Origin of the sequence: Roseobacter sp. MED193 (assembly GCF_000152965.1) — a bacterium.
Lineage (GTDB): Bacteria > Pseudomonadota > Alphaproteobacteria > Rhodobacterales > Rhodobacteraceae > Pseudophaeobacter.
This window is the reverse complement of sequence record NZ_CH902583.1, coordinates 61,773-86,279: the sequence shown is the minus strand read 5'-3', so window position 1 is coordinate 86,279 and position 24,507 is coordinate 61,773. Positions and strand designations below refer to the sequence as shown.

11 protein-coding genes and 3 pseudogenes are annotated in these 24,507 nt (G+C 59.1%); 9 read left to right on the top strand and 5 right to left on the bottom strand.

Going from position 1 to position 24,507, the window contains the following annotated elements:
* Positions 1 to 112 precede the first annotated feature (112 nt).
* Positions 113 to 2,530 carry an FAD-dependent oxidoreductase gene (locus MED193_RS02915; RefSeq protein WP_009808140.1) on the top strand — a complete coding sequence of 806 codons (2,418 nt, stop codon included), beginning with the start codon at positions 113 to 115 and terminating at the stop codon, positions 2,528 to 2,530.
* Between the two features lie 172 nt (positions 2,531 to 2,702).
* Positions 2,703 to 3,284: an NTP transferase domain-containing protein gene (locus MED193_RS02910; protein WP_039965796.1), complete on the top strand. Its 582-nt coding sequence runs from the start codon at positions 2,703 to 2,705 to the stop codon at positions 3,282 to 3,284.
* Between the two features lie 115 nt (positions 3,285 to 3,399).
* Here MED193_RS02910 and MED193_RS02905 read toward each other — a convergent pair whose 3' ends face one another.
* Together MED193_RS02905 and MED193_RS02900 are read right to left on the bottom strand one after the other, a co-directional pair.
* On the bottom strand, positions 3,400 to 6,630 hold the full coding sequence (locus tag MED193_RS02905) for a Hint domain-containing protein (RefSeq protein ID WP_009808138.1): 3,231 nt from the start codon (positions 6,628 to 6,630) through the stop codon (positions 3,400 to 3,402).
* A gap of 1,160 nt (positions 6,631 to 7,790) precedes the next feature.
* Positions 7,791 to 8,627 (bottom strand): annotated as a pseudogene (locus tag MED193_RS02900) (DUF3883 domain-containing protein).
* A gap of 811 nt (positions 8,628 to 9,438) precedes the next feature.
* Here MED193_RS02900 and MED193_RS02895 point away from each other — a divergent pair.
* Positions 9,439 to 10,260 (top strand): integrase core domain-containing protein, encoded by an 822-nt coding sequence (locus MED193_RS02895; RefSeq protein ID WP_009808134.1) that lies wholly within the window; start codon positions 9,439 to 9,441, stop codon positions 10,258 to 10,260.
* 250 nt (positions 10,261 to 10,510) lie between these two features.
* Positions 10,511 to 11,128, top strand: a complete 618-nt coding sequence (locus tag MED193_RS02885; protein WP_083790438.1) for a TetR/AcrR family transcriptional regulator — start codon at positions 10,511 to 10,513, stop codon at positions 11,126 to 11,128.
* Here the strand turns inward: MED193_RS02885 and MED193_RS02880 are convergent.
* Positions 11,106 to 11,414 carry a Na+/H+ antiporter NhaA gene (locus MED193_RS02880; protein ID WP_302621674.1) on the bottom strand — a complete coding sequence of 103 codons (309 nt, stop codon included), beginning with the start codon at positions 11,412 to 11,414 and terminating at the stop codon, positions 11,106 to 11,108. The two genes, MED193_RS02885 and MED193_RS02880, sit on opposite strands and share 23 nt — an antisense overlap.
* A 42-nt stretch (positions 11,415 to 11,456) precedes the next feature.
* Positions 11,457 to 11,816, bottom strand: a complete 360-nt coding sequence (locus MED193_RS23045; protein WP_039965794.1) for a hypothetical protein — start codon at positions 11,814 to 11,816, stop codon at positions 11,457 to 11,459.
* Between MED193_RS23045 and MED193_RS02870 the strand changes: the two genes are divergently transcribed.
* The 5 genes and pseudogenes from MED193_RS02870 to MED193_RS22845 all read left to right on the top strand — a co-directional run bounded on the left by MED193_RS02870 (position 11,809) and on the right by MED193_RS22845 (position 23,791).
* Positions 11,809 to 12,345: an IS630 family transposase gene (locus MED193_RS02870; protein ID WP_009808130.1), complete on the top strand. Its 537-nt coding sequence runs from the start codon at positions 11,809 to 11,811 to the stop codon at positions 12,343 to 12,345. The genes MED193_RS23045 and MED193_RS02870 overlap by 8 nt on opposite strands.
* Before the next feature lie 61 nt (positions 12,346 to 12,406).
* A pseudogene (locus MED193_RS23200) lies at positions 12,407 to 12,656 on the top strand (IS3 family transposase); the annotation flags it as partial.
* The gene (locus tag MED193_RS23380) at positions 12,646 to 12,873 is read left to right on the top strand and encodes a transposase (protein WP_138017010.1); all 228 of its coding nucleotides are present in this window, start codon (positions 12,646 to 12,648) and stop codon (positions 12,871 to 12,873) included. The pseudogene MED193_RS23200 and the gene MED193_RS23380, both read left to right, overlap by 11 nt.
* Positions 12,810 to 13,349 (top strand): transposase, encoded by a 540-nt coding sequence (locus tag MED193_RS02865; RefSeq protein WP_009808129.1) that lies wholly within the window; start codon positions 12,810 to 12,812, stop codon positions 13,347 to 13,349. Before MED193_RS23380 ends, MED193_RS02865 begins: the two co-directional genes overlap by 64 nt.
* 308 nt (positions 13,350 to 13,657) lie before the next feature.
* Positions 13,658 to 23,791, top strand: coding sequence for a peroxidase family protein (locus MED193_RS22845; protein ID WP_009808128.1), 10,134 nt, complete (start codon positions 13,658 to 13,660; stop codon positions 23,789 to 23,791).
* Positions 23,792 to 23,917: 126 nt separating this feature from the next.
* Here MED193_RS22845 and MED193_RS22510 read toward each other — a convergent pair.
* Positions 23,918 to 24,263, bottom strand: a pseudogene (locus MED193_RS22510) (tRNA pseudouridine(38-40) synthase TruA); the annotation flags it as partial.
* Between the last annotated feature and the right edge of the window lie 244 nt (positions 24,264 to 24,507).

The window sequence follows — 24,507 nt, the reverse complement described above, 5'->3', positions numbered from 1 at the left end:
TCCGCCCTTTGCCGCCGCCAAATGCCAGAGAGCGACGGCCTGTGTCGCTTTTTAACTGGACTACTGTTCACTTCTGTCCAGAATGAGGGAAACGCATTCAGGGAGAAGCCTCATGAAGACCACAACCCGTGTGGCCGTAATCGGCGGCGGTGTCGTCGGCTGTTCGGTCCTTTACCACCTGACCAAGCTGGGCTGGTCTGATGTGATGTTGCTAGAACGCTCCGAACTCACCTCCGGCTCGACCTGGCATGCAGCTGGCGGGTTTCATACCCTCAACGGCGACACCAATATGGCGGCGTTGCAGGGCTATACCATCAAGCTGTACCGCGAACTGGAAGAGATCACTGGCATGTCCTGCGGGCTGCACCATGTCGGCGGCGTCACCCTGGCCGACAACAAAGAGCGGTTCGACATGCTCAAGGCCGAGCGGGCCAAGCACCGTTTCATGGGGCTGGAGACGGAAATCGTCTCCCCTGAAGAGATCAAGAAGATCGCACCAGTAACCAACATCGACGGCATTGTGGGGGGGCTCTATGATCCACTCGACGGCCATCTCGACCCCTCCGGCACCACCCATGCCTACGCAAAGGCCGCCCGCATGGGTGGCGCCACGATTGAGACTCACACCAAGGTCCTTGAGACCAACCAGCGTCCCGATGGCAGTTGGGATGTAGTGACAGACAAGGGCACCATCCACGCCGAACACATCGTCAATGCCGGTGGGCTCTGGGCGCGTGAAGTAGGGGCAATGGCGGGGGTCTATTTCCCGCTGCATCCGATGGAGCATCAATATATCGTTACCGATGAGGTGCCGATGATTGCCGAGATCATCGACGCAGGCGGAGAGCACCCCCATGTGATGGATCCGGCGGGCGAAAGCTACCTGCGCCAGGAAGGCCGTGGGCTCTGCATCGGCTTTTATGAGCAGCCCTGCAAACCCTGGGCGGTCAATGGCACGCCCTGGGATTTTGGCCATGAGCTTCTGGGCGACGATTTTGACAAAATCGAGGATTCCATTGATTTTGCATATAAACGCTTCCCAGCCCTAGAAGCCGCCGGTGTAAAATCAGTGATCCACGGTCCTTTCACCTTTGCCCCTGATGGCAATCCGTTGGTGGGGCCCGTGCCGGGGATGCGCAACTATTGGTCCGCCTGCGGCGTCATGGCCGGTTTCAGCCAGGGCGGTGGCGTTGGCTTGATGCTGGCGCAATGGATGATCGAGGGCGAACCAGAACGCGACACCATGGCGCTGGACTGCGCCCGCTATGGCGATTGGATTACCCCCGGCTACACCTTGCCCAAGGTCATCGAGAATTATCAGACACGTTTCTCTGTCTCCTACCCGAACGAAGAACTCCCGGCAGCGCGGCCCTTCCGCACCACCCCCATGTATGATCTGTTTGACAGCATGGGCGCCGTTTGGGGCCAGCAATACGGGCTGGAAGTCCCCAACTATTTTGCCAAAGGGGATGAACCCCGCTTTGAAACCCCCTCCTTCCGCCGCTCCAACGCCTTTGAGGCCACGGCCCGCGAGGTCAAGGCTGTCCGGAACAGCGTCGGCATCAACGAGGTGCACAACTTTGGCAAGTACCGGATCCGTGGCGCAGGCGCCCGTGCCTGGCTGGATCGCATCATGGCAGGCCGCATCCCTAAACCCGGACGGATCAGCCTCACCCCGATGCTGTCACCCAAGGGCCGGTTGATCGGCGATTTCACCGTCTCCTGCCTCTCAGAAGAAGAATTCCAGCTCACCGCTTCCTATGGGGCGCAGGCCTATCACATGCGCTGGTTCCTGAAACATCAGGATCCGGATGTGATGATTGAAAACATCTCTGACAGACTTACAGGCTTTCAAATTGCCGGACCAAAAGCCACAGAGGTGCTACAGGCCTGTACCCTGCAGGATGTGTCGCAGGTGCGCTTCATGGATGTCACCCGCATGACGGTTGGCATGGTGGACTGCCATGTGCAGCGGGTCAGTTACACCGGTGATCTCGGCTATGAGATCTACTGCGATCTTCCCAGTCAGCGCGCCCTGTGGCAGGCGCTATGGCAGGCAGGCCAACCCCATGCCATGTTGCCCTTTGGCATGCGGGCAATGATGTCGCTCAGGCTGGACAAATTCTTCGGCTCCTGGATGCGGGAATATTCCCCAGACTACACCGCGGCAGAGACTGGCTTGGACCGGTTCATTTCCTTCAAGAAACCGGACAACTTCATCGGGCGCGCGGCAGCCGAAGCGCAACGCACAACCGGAGCCGCACGCAAACTCTGCGCCTTTGAAGTTGACGCGACGGATGCCGATATCGTCGCCTATGAGCCGATTTCAATCAAAGGGGAAGTGGTCGGTTTCTGCACCTCTGGCGGCTTTTCCCACCACGCGCAGAAATCCATCGCCCTTGGATTTGTTCCCACTCCAGATGCCCAGTCCGGGATGGAGGTCGAGATTGAGATCCTCGGTGAGATGCACAAGGCCCGGCTGATCACAGAACCGCTATTTGACGCCGAAGGCAGCCGCATGCGTGGCTAATCCTGCCCATGGCTTCCCAACGCTCCTACTTTTGTGGGGGCGTTGACCAGTCTTCGAGCGCTCCGTCTTTTGCCATCGCCGCCCTTTTTCACTGGCCTTCCCCTATCATCTTTCCCAAAATATTCCCGCCGGAGGCATCTGCCTTCTCCAATTCTCGACGCGGGAGCCTTTCATGAGCAACATAGCAATACTTCTCCTCGCGGCTGGCACGTCTTCGCGCATGAAAGGGCGCGATAAGCTGATGGAACGGGTCCACGGAATGCCCCTGCTCAATCTGATCTGCCGCCGTGCGGCGCAGACAGGGTTGCCCTGCTATGTCACAGTTCCCACACTCGACCACCCAAGAGTATCGGCCACCGGCACCGCCCGGGTGGTCCCAGTACCAGATGCCTCCGAAGGCATGTCGGCTTCAATCCGGGCCGGGGTTCGCGCCCTTGATGAGAGCATAGAGGCTGTGATGATCCTGCCCTGTGACATGCCAGATCTGCAGACAGAGGATTTTTTATCCCTGGCAAACCGCTTTCGCGGGGCTGCCAGCCCGGTTCTGCGCGCCACGGCCAGCGACGGCACCCCGGGACACCCCGTGCTGTTTCCTCGACGCTGCTTTACAGCCCTTAGCCACATCACCGGCGATCAGGGCGCCCGCGGCCTGTTGCGCAGCGAAAATCTTGAGCTCGTTGCCCTCCCCGAGCAGCGCGCAGTAACGGATCTGGACACTCCAGAAGCCTGGGCGCAATGGCGGGCCAGACAATAGATCCACGCCACTCTCAGGTGCGACCAAACAATAGGGCGGAACCCGGGGATTCCGCCCATGTGCTGTTCAATTCCGCAGCGCCGCGAGTTCATCGCAGGCGCTCGCAAGGCCTGGCTTAGTGCACCAACAGGCGCGCTTCATGGCGTTTCAGGGACCGGCGTGCCGAACTGTATGCCTCACGCCCTTCCTCAGTCTTCAACTCAGGGAAGATCTCATAGACTTCATTGCGCTGCGCGTTATCCAGGCCACGCAGAGTCTGATCGCCGGGCTGGAAGCTCTCGGTCCAAGCACCATCCGACAAAACGACCTCATGCTGATCGAACATGAAGTGGATATAGGTGACAGAGCTGGTCTCCACCGCATCTACACCCGCCAGTCCAGTCAGATGTTTGGCCGCAACCAGAACTTCGCGATCTTCGAAATAGAGCGCCGTCTTGTCGCTTGCTACCAGCACCCGGTGATTGGGGCTGACCATCATGTCACGTTCTGGCAAACCATTGCCCAGAGCCCCTTCCTGGATCAGGATCGGCTGTAGATGCTGTGCCGCTCTCAGATCAGAGCTGGGAAGGTCACGTTTGCCAATCCAGCGAATGGCCTGAATGCCATTGTCGCGGGTAATGATCCGGTCACCAAGCGCGAGATCTTCCACCCGGCGCTCGCCATCCGGTGTGGCAATCAGCGTACCAGGTGTAAAGCAGGGCACGATGACGTTTTCGATTTCAAAGAAATCGGCCGTGCCGGTAACAGCACCCATGGAGTCCAGGAAGGTAACGGTCCCGTTCTCAGGATTGGTGCTGTCATATTCAACTTCCAGTGACCCGCCAGGGTTCTGTTCCTCGGCAACGCCGCGCAGATCCAACACGTCGATATCGCTGTCATCGGCGTCTTCGCCACCATAGACGGTATCATTCTGGCTAATCCCGGTGATGGTGTCAGACCCCGTACCGCCCAGAGCAAAATCGGTGCCATCACCTGCGCCCAGGTCGATTTGATCCAGGCCTGCGCCGCCATCGAGCTCATCATCGCCTTGACCGCCAAGAAGCGTATCGTCGCCCTCGCCGCCGGTTACGGTATCGTCGTCGATGCCGGCATCGATCATGTCATTGCCGGTGCCACCCGACAGAAGATCGTCGTCATCCTGACCATAGATCACGTCATCGCCGGCGCCGCCGTCGATGGTATCCATGCCATTGGTTGGATCCGGATCCACCGGGCGACCGTCCGAACCATCGTCGGTGATGTTGAGCCCATCCGGGAAGATTGGGTCCAGACCGCCATAGATGGTATCGGCACCTTCGCCGCCCATCAGGCTGTCGGAACCTTCACCACCGGTGATCACATCGTCCTCTGTGCCGCCGTCAATGGTATCGTCGTCAATGCCACCGTCGATGGTATCCGACCCGGCACCGCCGGTGATCAGATCGTTGTCGTCACCCGTGAGAATGACATCATTACCAGCGCCGCCATCTACTGTGTCCCGGTCATCCAGCGGATCTGCATCCGCAGGTACGGCCGGAATTGAAGGCGTGGTTCCATCATATCCGGGGAAGCCGCGATCGGGCAGCGGCACGGCCTCACCCGAGGAGGTATCGATGACATCATCGCCCTCGCCGCCCTCAACACTGTCAGCACCATCGCCACCGTCAATGGTATCGTCCCCATCACCACCTTCGATGGTGTCATCGCCGTCGCCACCGATCAGGGAATCCTCGCCGTCGCCACCATCAATGATGTCATTCCCTTCGCCACCATCAATTGTATCGTCACCGGGAACACTGGTTACTGGGGTGCCCAATGCGTCAAAGAAAACATCGCTGACAATGACGCTGCTGTTGATCGTGCCATCCTGTGTATGGGTGATCACAATCGATGACACTGGGCCGGGAATTGTCACCAACATCGAGTTGTCAGGGTTGTCATCGCTAGTAAAGGTATCGTCTTCGCGCGCAGAGGCGGTATCGTAGCCCGCAATCGCGTCGGTGTCTTCCATGGTCAGACCAGGGCCGCCAGCCAAGTTCACCACAACCGGGTTTCCGGCAGCGTCAAAGGCGGTGATCATCACCTGGCTGTCCGCATCAATATCGCTGACACGGAACGACACATCCCCAACCGGATCAGAGAAATCTAGCTGATAATCGGCACTGCTCCCATCAGAGCTAACGTCAGCATTCAATCCGCTTTGTGGATCCGCGGTAATCCCGCCAGTGTTAATATTACCGACAAACTGCGGCACATCGGAAAACTCAGAGGCCGTATCGCCAGAGCTGGTGACCGAGAAATCCACCGTCACAGAACCGGTGTCCTGCGAGAAACCACCGCTCAGATCATCCGCCGGATCAACGGGGTCACCGCCATCGGGGTCAGGGGCAAGATCCCACTGGAACACTTCGCGGGTCCCACCGCCGCCGACGCCAGGAGCATCAGTGTCCCCAGACAAGACGTCATCGCCAATGCCGCCACTCAGACTGTCTGCACCGCCACCGCCGTGAACAGTGTCATCGCCTTCACCTGCCAGAACGGTATCAGCACCCGCGCCCGCATTTACCAGATCGTCGTCTTCTCCGTCCGCAGGATTGATGGCATCGTCATTGTCGATGCGATCCCCCTCTGGGTCGCCCAGGTAAGAGGTGTCAATCAGATCATCGCCAGCGGTTCCTTCAACGATACCATCAAGGCCGCCACCGTTGACGTCGACAACGTTGTCGTCCAGCACCGCAACATAATCGATACCACCACTAAAGGAGTTACCGCCGTCACCATCGGCACCAATGACAAAGCTGTCTTCGCCATCTGCTGCCACATCCATCGTCATCCCGACAATATCATCGCCGGTGGTATAGCTGGTGCCCTGCGTCGTGTTCTCGACAACCAGAGTGACGCCACCTGGGCTCCACCCGTAGGAAACTGTAACAACATCGCCGGCCGCAAAGAAACCTGGCGCGGTTTCAAATGCCACCAGGTTGCCATCGTCTGCATGGGTCAACTGAACCACGCCATCTTCGGTGACGCGTACCACAAAATTCTCGCCGTCCGCCTCATCTTCAGAAGACAATCCACGGCTCACGACAGTCTGTTCGCCCGCACCTGGGAAGGTATTGGCCTTAAACGAGGTGATAAGAGTTCCCTCTGTCAGATCAAACGGATCGTCATTATCGCCAGCCACGCTGAACTGGCTCGTGCTGCCATTCCCCAGCATCCAGCCGCCTGCGAAATTGGCGCCCCCGGAGCCCGTGCCGTCCTGAGCAATGCCATCACCAAGACCGCTGTCGTCCTCGGTGTATCCATCACGGAAATCCCAAAGACCAATCAGATTTGCCGAATACGGATTGTCAAAATTGTCAGCCATCTCGTTCTCCTCATCGGCCTAGGGCCGTTCAATCCGCCCCATAGATCGAAGCGCCCAAAACCGAATTTCCAGGTCCCGCAGATACGTCACAGTATAAGCGCCACCAAAACACAAACCCGAAATGAGGAAGATCACAGCTCTGCAATTCACAACAACACACGCAAACTCAGCGCATGTGCGCTGGCCACGACGACTGTCGCACAGGTCCTGTTGCTCAAGGTATCGGCATAAACGTAAAAGCAGCTTACGTTGTGCAGCACTCAGATGAGCTGCACTTTACCGTTCCACTGAACAGACCAGAGAAAATGTCACCCCCCAAATGGGCAAGTTAAGGAATACCTTATGGAGTTAACTCAACAAAGCGAAAAAACTATCTGAAATTTTAACGAAAGCCCCTGCTGACAATCCTCTCCCTATGATTAGTAAGAGGTGTTTGCGGGCTTTGCACAGTCACTGTTCCGAATTTGGAAGCAATCGATCCCCCACAAAGAAATAGGCCCCCAGATGGAAACAAGTCACTGCCTTTGTGCGCTCACTTGTCTCCGTTCGGGAAACAACTCTTCAACCAGACGCACCTGTTCAGAACTTCAGAACGCTCAAAAATTGCGCAATTCCAGACAGAGAATGCCTCACCAATCTTCGCTTTGTATTGGTATTGTTTCTGGCCAGGTAACGCAGGGTGAAAGAATCGCCTCTAACTCCGCGCCGTCGGAGGGGCGTCTCGTCGATTACGGGAGCAGCGCTTCTCGGTAGATCTGCCCAAGTGGATTGATCAATTCATGGGGCAAGTACAGGGTTGCGCCCAGGTCCCGCACGACATGAAACTGGTCTTCCCCCAAAGAAGAGGTCCTCAGCCATGCTTGGGAAAACGGAACAAACACATGGCCAACGACAGACCGAAGCCCGAAGCATTTGTTACCAAGTCACGGCAGGTTGTCGTTCTGACCAGCCAAGGCATACCCCGGTTTGACGCAATCAGACAGACAGGTGTGACTGAACATACATATTATCGATGGAAAACGAACGGAGCCTTTGTTGCGCTATAGGGATGACCTGGGGGCGGCGGCGGCGGATGGAGCAAGGCGAGTTAAGTACGATGCCGGTTCTTACTGAAACCGACGGTTTGGCCAGAGCAAGAACAGCGCGGATTCAGTTAGGTTCTAACGAAAACTGGCCTGAAAGGCCGTCGCCGTCAACGAGACATGAGCATCTAGCGGCGGGCGCAACTCAAACGCTTTCGGCTCACGGGAGAAGTTCCAGATCCGTAACAGGAACCATTCTGAGCGCCGCTCTTCGGCCACCGCCAGCTCATTGCGGGAGAGATAAAAGGGAGTACGCTCCCAGCCGTTTGTCGTCTTCACCTCGATCAGACGCTCCTCTCCGTGGGGCGTAAAGCTGGCGATGTCGTACCCGGCACCGTCACCATCCTCTTCTGATACCCACCGCACTTTGCGCGCCAGATCATCTCGACCCGCCACTTTCAAGGCGGACCGTTCGTATGCAACGACGCGCTCTTCTCCCGCACGCCCGAGGGCGCGGTTGCGTTCATCCCGACCCGCCACGTCAAACTTCTTAGCGACATGCAACATCTGCTCCAGTTCCTGCGGAGTATGCTGGTTCGACAGGGTCGGCGGCGGTCCGATCCAGATCTGCGATGCCTCGTGCAAACCATTTGCAGGTGGTGAGCCCGGCATCCGCCCAAGCCAGGCCGGGTTCCATACCAACCAGCGCGCCACGGCATCGACCAAGGTCATCTGGAAATTATACGCTGGCTTGTAGCCGGGGATCCAATATTCGCCGAGCCCCTTCAGGACCGCACTGATATTCTGATGTTTGAACTCGATCGAGCCTTCCGTTCAGCCCCGCAACAACGGCCTTGAACTGCGCCGGTGCTGAGCCTTGTTATAGGGACGTCCCGCCACGTCCTCTGCCAGCATCGCAAAGTAATCCGCGACAATCAGCTCGTTTTCTGCATCTGTCCAGGGCCCAGTCGACATTCCGCCAGCCTATGGGCGAAAAGTCTGTTTGTCATCAAAGACTTCTCGCCATCGTTTGCATCGTTGCGAAGAGCCATGCCTCTTTGGAGTGCCTCCGTTTGCTTTGAGAGCAGTCCAACCAACCTCGGCCGCGACGTCCCATTTTCTGCAAACAAATGAAAAGAAGGTAGGGGGCCCTGCATGGGACCTGATCTCAGATTTGCGAATGGGTTATGGCGGAGGGAGCCAACCTGGCACCCAACTCTCTCTCGGTCTAACCCATTGAAACCATTGACCCCAAATCGCGAACCTGTGTCACATGCCTCGAGACGGTCTGGCAGCGAACCTATCTACAAAATCCTGAGGGGAAGCCCGAATGTATTGCGGTTATGCGGGGTGCCGTATCGTAATCGAGAGGATCAACGGAAGCGCAAAAGCCCTGACAGGCCCCCTGCCCCGGCTTGATGGCGGCCATCAGCCGGCCCCAGCATTTTGGTCTTCCCTGAGAGGGGTGCCAAAATGTAAGCAAGCCCCATCAACTTGATATAACTGCATTTTCTAAATCGCGCAGTGGAGCTCGGCAATATGCATTCGATCTTATCTCTCCTTCTGGTTTTCCTGAACCAGTTCTTCATGCCGCGACACAACGCGTAGCTGAGACTACTGAAGGCCCAGATCGAGATCTTACGGGCTCGCATCCCGACGCAAAGGATCATCCTGTCGCCCGCCGAGAAGGCTGAGCTGCTGCGCATCGGGGAAGAGTGTGGGCATGAGGTCGACGGGCTGATGGAAGTGGCCAAGCCCGCGACCTACAAAACGCTGGCTCGCCCAGATGCGCGTGGGCCGTCCCTTCAAGGCCGCAGGTCGGCCACGCCTCACGCAAGAGCTGCGCGATATTGTCATCCGCATCGGATCTGAAAATCGCCTCTGGGGTTACAAGCGGATCGCGGGCGAGCTGAAAAAGCTCGGGCTGTATGCCGGCGCCAATTCCGTCAAATGCATCCTGAATGACGCCGGCATTCACCCAAGCCCGGAAAAGCGCAAGAAGAAGCCCGCCCTGCCCTGGACCACATTCATCCGCGCGCATATGGAAACCATGGTCGCCTGCGACTTCTTCTCGAAGACCGTGTTCACGCTACGCGGGCCAAGGACGGCCTATGTGCTGATGTTCATCCATCTTGGCAGCCGCCGCGTCTTCTGCAGCGCACCGACTTATAACCCGGACATGGCTTGGGTGACTCAGCAGGCTCGCAACGCTCTGATGTGGCGCGAAAAACAAGACATCACGCCAGAGTTCCTGATCCGCGACGCCGACACCAAGTTCAGCGCCCGCTTTGACACCGTTTGGACATCAGAGGCCGCTAGGGTCATCCAGATCCCGCACAGGGCGCCCGATGCAAACGCCTTTGCGGAGTCGTTCATCGGCACGATCAAGCGCGAATGCCTGAACTTCTTCATCTGCTTCAGTCGTTCTCAGCTCGACTACATCCTGCGGACTTGGGTGAGTTATTATAATGCAGAGCGCCCACATCGCGGACGGGACATTGGGAACAACGTGCTTCAGGTCGATTTTCGACCCGCCCGTGATGGCCCGATCCGCCGCAACCGCCAGCTTGGAGGCATTGTCACGTCCTACACCCGAGATGCTGCATGAAGATCCGAGCCAACACGAGGCTTGATCTCGTCGGATTCAACTTGCTGAGTTTCGTTACAGCCTTTAAAAAATCACTCCAAGTCAACGTGATGGTGCAACGTATACATTTTGGCACCCCTCTCTGGAAAGGGTACAGACGCCGAGAGAGGCACAACGCAACGGTTCTACAACTTCAGAGCCGAAGTGATCAGTTTGGACCGAATGTTCGCGTCAACTAAGCTCAGCCAGCGCATGTTACTCTCCCGAAATAATGGCGCGAGAACGCCACGGTGTCACTGGTTGGTGCGGCGTTCCATACCGGTTTCGAGCAAGGATATCAAAAAGCGCGGCTGGCACCCTCCGGGTAAAAGTCATGCCGCTGGCCAAACGACTGGGCCTGACACGCACCGGTTTTTATTGGCATTTCAAGGATCGCGATGCGCTTCTTGAGGCCATGATCGCCCGCTGGGAGGCCAAGAATACCGGCAACCTGATTGATCAATGCGAGGCCTATGCAGAAACCATCTGCGAGGCGATATTTAATCTGTTCGATTGTTGGCTGGACGGCGAATTGTTCGATGCCAGGCTGGATCTGGCGATTCGCAATTGGGCGCGCAATGACCCGGCCCTGGCCGTCCGACTGGAGCGCGCAGACGTTGCGCGACGCGCAGCCATCGTCGGCATGTATGAACGGTTTGGCTTTAGCCCCGAACAGGCTGATGTGCGCGCCTCAACCGTGATCTTCACCCAGGTCGGGTACATCTCGATGCAGGTCGAAGAAGACCGCACCGACCGGATCATGCGCATGCCGGCCTATGTCGAAGCCTATACCAGCCAAACCCCGACCCCATCCGAAATCGCCCGCTTTATGGCGCGTCATTTGCCGTAACGGGTCGTCGCGCGCCCAGGACCAGGATAACCGATCCCGCCACGGCCGACACCAGCGACGCGATCAGGATGGCCAGCTTGACGCTGTCCAACTGTGCGCCATCAAAACTGGCCGAGCCAATGAAAATCGACATGGTAAAGCCAACACCGGCCAGCATTCCGGCACCGATGATCTGGGTCCAGCTGATCTCGCTCGACATCGTGGCCCAGCCCAGTTTCACGGCAATGAACACGGTCAGGAAAATGCCCAGCGGCTTCCCGATCACCAGCCCGGCCATGACGCCCAGCGGTGATTTTGTGATTCATCCTGTTTGGGAGGATGGATTATGTCAGCACCTTTGCCAGAGGCGCTTCGGGCGCGTTTTCAGCGGTATATTGAGGAAGGGGTAAGCGATCGTGCGGCGGCATTGCGGCTGAAGCTTTCGCCAGCGACAGGAGCGCGATGGGCGCTTGCGATCCGGCGGACGGGCCGGGCGGAAGCCGCGCCGCAGGGCCAACCAAAAGGCCGGGGCAAACTGGACCCGCATCGAGACTTCTTTGCCGAAATCATCGCGCAGGATGGCGACATCACAATGCCCGAGCTGAGTGCCGCCCTTTTTGACGCGACGCACGTTCGGGCGCACCCCAACGCTATTGGCAAGTTTCTTCGCAAGCTTGGCTACACATATAAAAAAGTCACTGGTGGCCACCGAACGCCGCCGTGCCAAGGTAAGACGACAGCGCGAGGACTGGTTCAAGCACCGCATTCCAGCAGTGTCAAAGCACCCGGACCGTGTTGTCTTCATTATTGACGAAACATCCGTGAAGACAAACTTGACGCGACAGCGGGGATGGGCGCCTTGCGGCAACCGCCTGATCATGGATGCCCCGTTTGGCTCATGGGGCACCCAGACCTTTATAGCCGGACTGAGTGCCGGTGCGATGATCGCCCCTTGGGTTATAAAAGGCGCCATGGATGGCGCAGCCTTCGCCGCTTCCATTGAAAATGTGCTGGTGCCGGAACTCTCACCGGGAACCGTTGTCATCTTGGACAATCTGGCCACTCACAAAAACGCCCAGGCAGCAAAGGCGATGCGCAAGGCAGGATGTTGGTTCTTGTTCTTGCCGCTCTACAGTCCCGACCTCAACCCCATCGAAATGGCGTTCTCGAAGCTGAACGCAAACATGCGGCGTCCTCACGACGACCGCGGAGAGAGCCCAAGAGCCCGGCACGCATGATGGACTGTGGGAAGGATCAGAACTTGACGAAGGCGATTAGAGAACCCAGTGGGGCACTACCCATCAGACTATGAAAATCCCTGTCCTGCTTGAGAATTACTTCCTGCTAGGTGATCTCGAGCGCCAGATCGGTGTCTTCCTGGAATTCTACAAACAATCAACGCTACCGCGAGAGCCTTGGAAACCTGACGCCAGCCGATGTTTAATTCGGCTGCGCTGAGCAGATCCTGAAATGGCGAAAGGAGATGAAACGCAAAACCAAGCTTGCACGTCGCTTGCGCCACAAAACTGCAAACGGATATGCGGGCTGACAGTTATGAGCGGGCGCTGGATACCAAGGCGGGCGCTGTGAAGCTGAAAATGCCCAACCTGCGTAAGCAGACATTTGAGACCACCATAATTGCGCGATATCAGCGTCGAGGAAGCGCTTATCAAGATGTATCTGGTGGCGCGTCTCTTCGGGCGTGGGAGACATCACAGAGGCTCTGTGGGGGACGCCTGTCAGTCCCGGCACGGTTTGCAGCCTGAACAAGAAGATCTACGCAAAGATCGACGAATGGCGGCAACGTAAAAGCGAATGGATTCAACCCTATGTTTTCCTGGACGAGATCGTGATGAAGCGAACCTGGGCAGGCGAAGTACGCAACGTTTCTTTGCTCGTCGCCATTAGCATGACGACTAAAGGAAATAGCGAGATCCTGGGGATCATGGAAGGGCCGAAGGAGGACAAATCCGGCTGGTCGGCCTTCTTACGCCATTTTGTTGATCGCGATCTGAGCGGCGTCCAGTTGATCGGCTACGATGCCTGCCGCAGCCTCATGGAAAGAGTAGCCGAATACCTGCCGGATGCGCGTTGGCAGCGCAGTGTGGTTCATTTTTGCCGCAACGTGTTCAGCATCGTCCCGACCCGGAAGGTACCGGATCATGCGCATCGCTCCCAAATCCGGAGCCCTGCATATCGCGCACGCCTGACGCAGTTTGTTAACGCCATGAAGCTGGCCTGACGAATCCGAAGACCGGGGTACACGAACGTCTCGCGCCAGCTTCGCATGTTCTGGCCCTTTAGACCAAAGGTTCGGGTTTTGCTCCAGCCCTGCCCGTTCCCTGTCGTTTTACAGCCTGTTTATGCGCTGTAGCGCAGCAAAAACGCCTCAAACTCCGACTTTGGTCTGATACCCATCCTACCTTCGTAGGGTTTTTGGCAAGACTTTGAGCGCCTCCCGCAAGCTGCGCATCTTGGTACCGATGGGTCAGGAAATACCGTCCGAATTGTTTCGGGGGGGCACAAACTTTATAGATAGGGAAGATCGCAATGGTTTTCGTGAACACAAACGACCTTAAGCACATCCTCGACCAGATCCGTATCGCTGAACAGCACGTGGCTGGTACTCCGCTGACCGAATTGGTGCAGAACCCCTTGCTGCCATACGGTCTGCGTCTAGTTGACGGCACGTTGAACAACCTGACCCCGGGCCGTGAGGCATGGGGCTCTGCCGATCAAGTGATGCCGCGTCTTCTTGACTCGACCTTCCTCACGCAGCCCGACGCGGCGCATCTGGCCGATCCCAGCCCGCGTGGCGCGCCGGGTGCCGAGCCCACCTCCTATCTGCAGACTTCTGGGTCAGTCTATGATGCCGAGCCTCGCGTGATTTCCAACCTGATTGCCGACCAAACGCTATCCAACCCCGCCGTCGTCGCCGCGGCCCTGAGCCATTCGGGTTTGACCGGGCAGGCGATGCTAACCGCTGCCAACGAAATCGTGCAGGCCTATCAGCGCGTCATCGATACACAGGCCGCCACTGGCAACGTCGATCAGGCGCTCGAATTACAGCGCCAGCAATTGCAGTCTGCGCTGGATACGGCCAGTGCCGAACTGGCCGCCGCACAAAATAACGTCGGCGCCATGACGTCGGACAAGGCTGACGCAGATCAGACCGTGACCGATGCGCAAACGACGCTGGACGCCGCAGCGGCAACCATGAGTTTGCTTCAAAGCTCGGGTCAGGTCGGTGATGCACAAGCCGCTCTTAGCCTAGCTCAGACGGCTCTGATACAATCCCAGAATGCGCTGAACGCGGCGCAAGGCGAACTGGACACGGCCACGACTTCGGCTGCATCGATGCTGTCCATGCGCGACGCCAAGCAGACCGAAGTCACCAACCTGCAGAACCAGAAAACGACTGCAGATCAGGAGCTTGCGACGACCGAAGCTCTCTTGTCCGACGCGCAGGATGCGCTTCTGCTTGAAACCAACGGCGCAGACGCGGTTACCGTAGCTCAGACAGCGGTTGACGATGCCACCACCGCCGTCAACGCAGCGCAAACGCATGTCAATGAACTCGATGGTCAGCTTCAGCAGGCCCAAAGCGAGCTCGATGGTCTGAACGCCCAGCTTCAGACTGCACAGGACGCGGTCACAGACACACAAGCCCGCGTCACCGCAGCCGAGCAAGCCGCCGACGAAACCCAGACCGCCCGTGACAGCGCTCAGGCCCTCTTCGACACCGAAGTGACCGAGCAGGCCAGCGCCCAAGTCGAAATGCTCAGTGCCCTTAACGTCTACTTAAGCGGTGGATCGCTTGCCGATTTCTCCGTCGCTTCCGCCGCCTATTCGGCGGCGCGCGAAGAAAAACTGGCCGCCGAAACGGCGCTGGCCGACGCGATCAGTGCGGATGATGCAGCCGATCAACTTGCTGCGACCGAGAACGCGGCCCTGTCCACAGCCCAGTCGCAGGTCACCACCCTGACCGGCCAGCGCGATGCCGCGATCACCACGCGTGACGGTTTGAACACCCAGCTGGGTGCGGCCAACACCGTCCTGTCCACAGCTCAGGGCAATCTGTCCACCGTGCAGCAGGATCTGCTGACCGCGCAGCAGAACAATCAGGCCTATATCGACGCGCAGGAAGCGGTCACGCAGGCGCAGGCCGATGTGGATGCGGCTCAAGTGGTCATCGATGGGCTTGTAAGCCAGCTGACTACCGTCGAAGGAGAGCTTACTACACTCAACATCAACCTTACCAATGCCAACAACGAAGTGACCCGCCTCGAAGGTATCGTGCAAACGGAAACCACTGATCTCAACACAGCGCAGGGCGGTGTAACAACGGCACAGCAGGCCCTTGTCGCCGCACAGACTGCCGATGCCGCAATCCTTGCACAGCTTGACGTGATCGCCGATGCGACCATTGCGCTGAACAGCGCGACCACAGCGGCAGAACAGGCCGCAACCGAGCTCAGCGCGGCGCAGGATATCGAGACCACAAAACAGTCCGCTTTCGATACCGCTACAACCAACCTTGATGCGCTGAACGCACCCGGTGCTGCAGACGCCGCGCTGGCGGCCGCTCAGGCGATCGCTACAGAGGCTCAGACCACGCTCGACACGCTGTTGAGCACGCATGCGATCACCATGGACGGCAACAACGTGATGTTGCCCGACGTGACCCCCGACGAAGGCCTCTCTGCGCCCTACAACTCGTGGATGACACTCTTCGGTCAGTTCTTCGATCATGGTCTCGACCTTGTCGGAAAAGGTGGCAGCGGCACCGTCTACATTCCGCTCCAGCCTGACGATCCGCTCTATGACGCAACATCTCCGACCAACTTCATGGTGCTGACCCGCGCCACCAACCAGCCCGGCCCGGATGGAATCCTTGGGACCGCAGACGACGTGCGAGAGCATTTCAACAAGACGACACCCTGGGTCGACCAGAACCAGACCTACACCTCGCACCCCTCCCATCAGGTCTTCCTGCGCGAATACGATCTCGACGCCAACGGAAGCCCTGTCTCCAACGGTTACCTGTTGCACGGTCAGTCCGGCGGCATGTCCACCTGGGGCGACGTCAAGGCGCAGGCCGCGGCCAAGCTGGGAATCCAGCTCAATGACAGCGACGTGCTTGATGGCCCGCTGCTCGCAACCGACGCCTACGGCAACTTCATCCCTGGTGCCAACGGCCTGCCACAACTGGTCGTGGCGAACCCTGCCTATGTTGAAGGCGGCACCGAGCCTTTGAATATCCTGATCGAAGGCGATCTGGCCAACCCCGTCGATGCCAGCCAGGCGGTCCGCAACGGCCATGCCTTCCTCGAAGACATCGCCCATAACGCCGTGCCCGGCACCTATGTGGTCGATCGCTTCACCGGCGAAACCGCCACCAAGCAGGCCGATGCCGACACCGACACCGGCAACGCGATCATCCCCAACCAGTTCGGCCAGAACGAAACCTACGACAACGAACTGCTGGATCGTCACTTCATCGCAGGAGATGGCCGTGGCAACGAAAACTTCGGCCTGACCGCGGTGCACCACGTGTTCCACAGCGAACACAACCGCCAGACCACCGAAATGAAGCAGACCATCCTCGACAGTGGCGAGCTGGCCTTCATCAACGAATGGCTGGCCACCCCGATCAACGAGGACGAGCTTTCGACAGCCGCGATCGACACCCTCACGTGGGATGGCGGGCGTCTGTTCCAGGCAGCAAAATTCACCACCGAGATGCAGTATCAGCACCTCGCCTTCGAAGAGTTCGGCCGCACCGTGCAGCCTCAGATCGCGGCCTTTATGGTAAATGCCAGCGCCGAGGTCGATGCCTCCATCATGGCGGAGTTCGCCCATGTAGTGTATCGCTTCGGCCACTCGATGCTGACCGAGAACGTTCAAACGATGGACCCGAACGGCGTGAACACCTCGACCGGCTTGATCGAAGCGTTCCTCAACCCGGTCGCCTTCGACCTTGACCAGACACTGACCTCTGATCAGGCGGCGGGTGCCGTGGCCCGTGGCATGTCCCGCGAGACCGGTGCCAATATTGACGAGTTTATCACCAGCGCCCTGCGCGACAACCTCGTTGGCTTGCCTCTCGACCTGGCCGCGCTGAACATCACGCGGGGTCGGGATACAGGCGTGCCCTCGCTCAACGCCGCTCGCGAGCAGTTCTATGCAGCCACCGGCAGCGAGTTCCTTAAGCCTTATGAAGGCTGGTCGGACTATGCCGCGAACCTTAAGAACCCGGCATCCATCATCAACTTCATTGCGGCCTACGGCACCCACGACACAATCGCGAACGCCACGACCGTGGTGCAGAAGCGCGCCGCGGCCACCGATCTGGTTCTGGGCGGGGACACCGCTCCGGCGGACCGTCTTGACTTCGTCAACGGCACGGGCGCTTGGGCCACAATCGAAACCGGCATCAACGCGGTCGAGTACTGGATCGGCGGTCTGGCTGAGGCCATCATGCCCTTCGGCGGGATGCTTGGCTCCAGCTTCGGCTTCGCCTTCCAGCAGCAGATGGAGGCGCTTCAGAACGGCGACCGGTTCTATTATCTCAGCCGGACCAATGGCATGGACATGCTTGGTGGGCTGGAGAATAACTCCTTTGCCTCGATGATCATGCGCAATACCGACATCGCCGATGGCGGTGCGCATATTCCGGCCAACATCTTCTCTTCGATGGAATACATCCTCGAAGTTGATCAGTCGGTGCAGGCCATGGCCGATCCGGTTTCGACCGAGCTTGATCCGTTCCTCGCCGCCATGGGTACGACACTAGTCGAGCGGGAAACCGGCACGGGCGACGCACCGCTCGTCGATGGTGCGCGGGAGTATGACAACTTACTCAAGTTCAACGGCGGCGAGCACGTCGTGCTCGGCGGAACCGACCAGCGCGATATTCTCGTCGGAGGTCTCGGGGACGATGCGCTCTGGGGCGGCGCTGGCGACGATCTGCTGATCGGCGACTCGGGCGTCAACACCTTCCGCGGCGGTGACGGCAACGACATCATCAAAGACGGCGACGACATCAGCTTCCTGCATGGCGAGGACGGCGACGACGTCATTTCCGCCGGGGGCGGAGCTGCCGAATTGATCTTCGGCGGAAGGGGCAACGATGCGATCCTCATGGGCCGCGACGACGCCAAGCACACCTTCGCAGGCATGGGTAACGATTTTGTATTCGGTGGGTCAGGCGCGGATATCGTCGATGGCGGCGAAGGCGACGACTGGATCGAGGGTGGAGACGGCTTCGACTTCCTCGTCGGCGACAATAACGACAACCTCGGCGGCTCCCGCGTGATCGGTCACGACGTTCTGATGGGAGGGGCGAACGACAACGACCTGCACGGTGAATCCGGCGACGATATCCTGTTCCAGGGGGAGGGCACACATGTGAACCTGGCCGAGCTCGGTTACGACTGGATTGCGCACAAGGGTCTGACGACCCATGCGGAGGTCGATCTCACAGAGCGCGTGACGACAGAACAGACAGAATTTTTCAGGGATCGCTACATCGACGCAGAGGCAGTATCAGGCACACAGAACGATGACCTGATCTGGGGTGACAACCGCCTCGGCAATGAGGCGCCTGCCGACGGTGCGATCTTAGACAATGAAGTCACGCTCTTCGGCAACGAACTGACGCAGGAGGGCGTGAATCGGATCGAGGGTCTGCGCGAGCTGCTTGGCAACCTGATGGGAGACGCGCCCGGCGATCTCTTCACCGGCGGCAACATCCTGCTGGGCGGCGGCGGCAGCGACATGATCCAGGGCCGTGGCGGCGACGACGTAATCGACGGCGACAAGTGGCTGGATGCGCGGATCTCGATCCGCGATCAGACCGACCCGGCGATCGAGATTCGCAGCATTGACAGCCTTGAGGAGATCATCCCACAGCTTCTGGACGGCAGCATCTCGCCCAGCCAACTGCAGATCACACGAGAGATCGTCGATCGTGGTCAGGAAGGCGACGTGGACACAGCCGTCTACTTCGATGTGCGAGCCAACTACAGCATCCGCGCCAACGCCGATGGCAGCGTCACGGTCGATCATATCAACGTCACGGAAGGACCGAACCCGATCGACCCGGTCAACGGCGACCCAAACCCGATCCTTGGCGATGGCACCGACCGCCTGACGGGCATCGAGATCCTGCGCTTCGCGGATATGGAGATTGATCTGCGCACGAACCCTGCCAACAATGGCCTGATCCAGGGCACCGGTGGCAACGATGTGCTTGACGGCAGCAACGGCCCCGACGCGATCTTCGCAGGCGCCGGTGATGATGCCATCAACGGCCTCGCCGGAAATGACGTGATCTTCGGCGAAGGCGGCTCGGACACCATCACATGGAACGCGCCGCTCGGCGGTTATGATGTGGTCGTGGGGCATGGCATCGTCAATGACGGCGGCACCGACATGCTGGTGATCAATGGCGATGGTACCGAGGATGGCTTCACGATGTACACCGTGGCGGCCTGGGCTGGCCAGGCCCCCTTCGATCCGCTCTCCGAGATCATCATCACCCGCACAGTGGCCGGTGTGGAAACTCCGATCATGGAAGTGCGCGGCATCGAAGAGGTTACCATCAATGGTGTTCAGGGTGTCGAAACCATCAACGCGGTTGGTGACTTTGCAGGCACCTCGCTGGCGCCCAACACGATCTACGTGAACGGCACGGCGGGTAACGAAGTGATCGACTTCTCCGGCTTCACCTCGACCCAGCGTATTGTGGTAAATGCAGGCGATGGCAGCGATATCATAACCGGCGGTGCAGGAAATGACATCCTGAATGCCGGCGCAGGCCGCGACGAAATCACCTGGAGTGTCGGCGGCGGCAGCGATGTGGTCGATGGCGGCGCAGGTGACGACACCTACACCATCAACGGCGATGCCTCCGACGAAACCTTCCGCGTCTACGCGGCGGACTCTTGGACAGGGGCACCCTTGGCCACTGGTACTGATATCGTCATCACCCGCGAAGCGGATGCTGGCGAGCAGGTCATCGGTCAACTTCAGAACATCGAGGAAATCCAGATCAACACCGCAGGAGGCACAAACGACGTGCAGGTCATTGGTGACTTCAACCCGACTGCCCTGAACTTCAACACCATCAGCGTCATGGGCGAGGTCGCCAATGTGGACGTCACCGGCCGCCTTTCGACTCACCGCGTGTTCGTCGAAACCGAAAGCCGCACCACCACTGTGACCGGTACTCTGACCGAAGGCGACGTGATCGTCGTTCCGGTAGATATCGATCCGGCCACTCTGACGGAAACGATCGATGGCACGACGGTGACACGGACATCCGGCGACTTCACGCTGACCTACACGGTTGATGACCCGACGACTTTCCCGATCATCGTCCAGTCCGGCAGCGGTCTGGCCAACGCCCTGCGCGGTGTCGCGACCATCAACGAGGAAACCGGCGCACCTCAGGGCAGGGGAACTGTCGCTCTCGGCACCCTGCCGCGCGGTAACGTCCTGCTGACCCAGGATGACATCGCGGCCCTGAAATACATGGTCACCGGTCAGGGCGAGGCCCCCATCCTGCCGCCCGAACCCGGCGCGCGCGCCGAAAACGAACCGGCTGATTTGATCGTCGGCACCCGCGATCTGGAAGGTCTGACCAACAACCTGCTCAATCCCGAGATTTCCGGTGGCGCGACCTTGCCCTTCTCCCGTGTAACCGAAGCCCGCTATGCTGGGATCGGCGAAGACGGTGCGGGCATCGTCAATCCGGTATTCGACGATCTCGACGCCCGTGCCATCTCGAACGCCCTCGGCGCTCAGGATGCGGATGCGGCCAAGGCGGCCTCGGCAAACATGTTCATGATGTCCTTCGGTCAGTATTTCGACCACGGCCTCACGTTCATCCCCAAGGGTGGTCATGACCCGATCACCATCGGAGGGGCGGACATGGGTCGTCCCAGCGGGGACAACCCGGCTGACCTCACCCGTGCCACGGCCACGATCAATCCCGAAACAGGCGAGATCGAGCACACCAACATCACTTCGCCTGTGGTGGATCAGAACCAGGTCTACGGTTCGTCCAACCTGGTGGGTCAGCTGCTGCGCGAAAGCGGTAGCAATGGTGGCTTCGGTGCCCATGTACTGATGGGTCAGGAAGATCCCTCAGCATCCGGTTTCCAGCTCATGGCGACCCTTCGCGAACTGCTGGATCACCATACCCAGGCTGGGACCGTGTTCACGGATACCGACAAGGGCGATGTCACTCTGGAAGGTTACTACCCAGATCTGTTCAACGAGGACGGCACCTACAACGCCGCAACCATCAAGGACCTCTCGGACGACTTCATGGGTGAAGGCTGGCCGCTCCTGATCGACACCAACCCGTTCATGAACTTGCTCGACCACTTCGTCGGCGGCGACGGGCGTGCGAATGAAAATGTGGGCCTCACCTCGATGCACACCGTCTGGGCACGCAACCACAACTACCACGTGGACCAGCTCCTGGCGTCAGGCTATGATGCCGACACTCCGGAAGAGCTTTTCCAGGCCGCACGCATCCTGAACATCGGGGAATATCAGCAGGTCGTGTTCAACGACTTCGCCGATAGTCTTCTGGGCGGGCTACAAGGCTCGGGTACACACGGTCATGACAAGTATGACCCAACCACCGATGCCCGCATCAGTCACGAGTTCGCGGCAGCGGCCTATCGCTTCGGCCATTCGCAGATTGGTCAGAGCATGACCCTCAAGGACGTGGATGCCGATGGGAACCCGTTCACTGTCGAGGTGCCGCTGTTCGATATCTTCCTGAACCCAACCAACGACCCGGACGCATTCACGGCAGATTTCGGAACTCTGGAGCAATATGGGTACAAGCCACAGTCAGGCTACGCCCAGTACGGGGTCGACAACATCCTCGGCGGTCTGGTCGAACAGCCCTCGGAAGAAGTTGACCTTCAGGTGGTGGATGCGGTCCGCAACGATCTGGTCCGCGTCAGCGCCGATCTCTTCGCCTTCAATGTCGCTCGCGGCAGGGATGTGGGCCTCGGCACGCTCAACCAGGTCAAGGCAGATCTGGCGGCGTCGGATAACCGCTACATCTCCGAGGCGATCGATTTGTCGGACATGTCCATGACACCCTACACCGACTGGGAGGATTTCCAGGCGCGCAACGGGCTATCCGACGAGATGATCGCCAAGTTCCAGACAGCCTATCCGGCTCTGGTTCTGACCGTTGACACAGAGCAGTATGACGCCTTCGTCGAAGCCAACCCGGATATCGCGTTGATAGACAATGGCGATGGCACGATGACGGTGAAAGGCATCGACCGCGTCGATCTCTGGGTTGGTGGTCTGGCTGAGCAGCACATTCAGGACGGCGTCGTAGGCCATACCTTCTGGGTGCTCATTCACGAGCAACTGGACCGTCTTCAGGAAGGCGACCGGTTCTACTACGTCGACCAGATCGGCGATCTGCCCGTCTACAACAACTTTATCTCCAACCTCACCTTCGGTGACATCGTGACCCGCAACACCGGGATGACCGATCTGCCACAGGATGTGTTCAGCTATACCGGAGATGAGATTGTCGAAGACAATGGCACCGCCGACCAACAGACCCAGCAGCCGCCCGTCACGGACGATGCCGGGAATGCCAACCAGGCTGACACCGGCCAAGATGATACTGGACAAGACGACAACGGCCAAGGCCAGACTGCTCAGGGTGATGATACCCAAGGCGAGATGACCGTGGACAACAGCACCCAGACTGCTCAGGGCGGGGCCTCTGCCGACCAAGAGCCTGTGTCAAACGACGATGATACCATCGACGGTGGGGACAGCTCCGACGCCGACACCGAGACGCCGGCATCCGACCCCTCAACCGAACAGAGCCCCAACGGCTCGGACGAGGGACTCGTCAAAAGCGGCACTGACTTGGGCGACGCCCTGGTCGGCGCGGCGGGCGACGATATCCTCAGCGGACACGAGGGCAACGACATGCTCGTGGGCAATGCCGGTGACGACATGCTCTTCGGTGGCGATGGCCGCGACGACATGCTCGGTGGCGATGGTGCCGACATGCTCATGGGCGGTGCCGGCAGCGACAATATCATTGGCGGCGACGGCGATGACATGATCATCGGCGGGTCCGGCTCGGATATCCTCATGGGTAACGCGGGTGACGACACGTTCATCGGCACGGATGGTGACTGCAACGACATCTACTATGGTGGCGAAGGGTCGGACACGATCGACATGGCGTCGGTCACCTCCAACCTCACGGTGCGCCTCGGCAACGCCGGGACGGATCGCGGGTCGGTCACCACGGAAGAAGGCGGTCGCGATACGATCTGGAGCGTCGAGAACTTCGTCGGCGGCTCGGGTGACGACACCATCTTCGCCAGCGACGCGGCCAACGTGCTCGATGGCGGTGACGGCAACAACACCTTCGTGTTCGAAACCGCGGCCAACGCGCAGGGCGACCACATCAACGGCCTCTCCGCCGGCGATCTCCTGCAGTTCGGCACCGGGTCCGATATGCTCGAGCTCACCTGGGGTGACGCTGACATGCAAGACAGTTTCTCTTTCTCCGAAGGAGACGAAGCCGGGACAACCAAGATCAGTGGAAGCATCGAGGATGAGCAATTCGAACTGACCGTCAGCGGACGCTTCGACTACGATAACGTCGGCTGATCGTCAGACTGATCCACACCAATATCGGCAGCCGGATACCCTCCGGCTGCCGATCTCGTCGTGCGGCCCGCACTTGAGGAAAACCGGGCCATCCACCGCCCGGCATGCACCGGCCCTCAGCTCTGAGGCGAACAGATCTTCGGGATAACCGACACCGGCCAGATACAAGCCCTTAGGCGGGCAGACCGACCCGCAGGCCGCGGTCCCGCGTCTCAAGCGCGGTTTTCACATCCTCGGGCGTCCAGCTTCCCGCGCCCACCCTCTCCAGCGTGCCCACGATGCTGCGCACCTGGTTGTACAGTAATGACCTTGCACTCAGATGAAACCTCAGTTCCGGTCCCGCCAGCCCCTCGACCTCTTCGATCTCCAGCGCATCCAGCGCCTTGACGGGGCTCTTCGCCTGACAGATCCTCGACCGGAACGTGGTGAAATAATACTTGCCCAGCAGATGCCGCGCCCCGTTTCGCATGGCCGCCACGTACAACTCTGGTGGCACGCGTAAAACGTGGCACATGTACAGCGTCTCCGGCGCACGTCATAATCCGCAAGCTCAAGGCGTCGAACCGGGTGCAGGCCGTCATCATTGCTCGAAACAACGCCTTGATCAACTTCTGATAAGCGCGCTGCGGCGCCGTATGTCCCAAGGCCGGTTCAGAAAGAGCCGATGCGCCTGCAGATCATTCCCTGTCTATGTCACCCCGCCTCTCTGTCCTTCG

Coding starts and splice junctions, on each gene's coding strand:
- MED193_RS02915 (WP_009808140.1), top strand. CDS start 113: ATGAAGACCACAACCCGTGTGGCCGTAATCGGCGGCGGTGTCGTCGGC.
- MED193_RS02910 (WP_039965796.1), top strand. CDS start 2,703: ATGAGCAACATAGCAATACTTCTCCTCGCGGCTGGCACGTCTTCGCGC.
- MED193_RS02905 (WP_009808138.1), bottom strand. CDS start 6,630: ATGGCTGACAATTTTGACAATCCGTATTCGGCAAATCTGATTGGTCTT.
- MED193_RS02895 (WP_009808134.1), top strand. CDS start 9,439: ATGCGCGTGGGCCGTCCCTTCAAGGCCGCAGGTCGGCCACGCCTCACG.
- MED193_RS02885 (WP_083790438.1), top strand. CDS start 10,511: ATGGCGCGAGAACGCCACGGTGTCACTGGTTGGTGCGGCGTTCCATAC.
- MED193_RS23380 (WP_138017010.1), top strand. CDS start 12,646: ATGCGGGCTGACAGTTATGAGCGGGCGCTGGATACCAAGGCGGGCGCT.
- MED193_RS22845 (WP_009808128.1), top strand. CDS start 13,658: ATGGTTTTCGTGAACACAAACGACCTTAAGCACATCCTCGACCAGATC.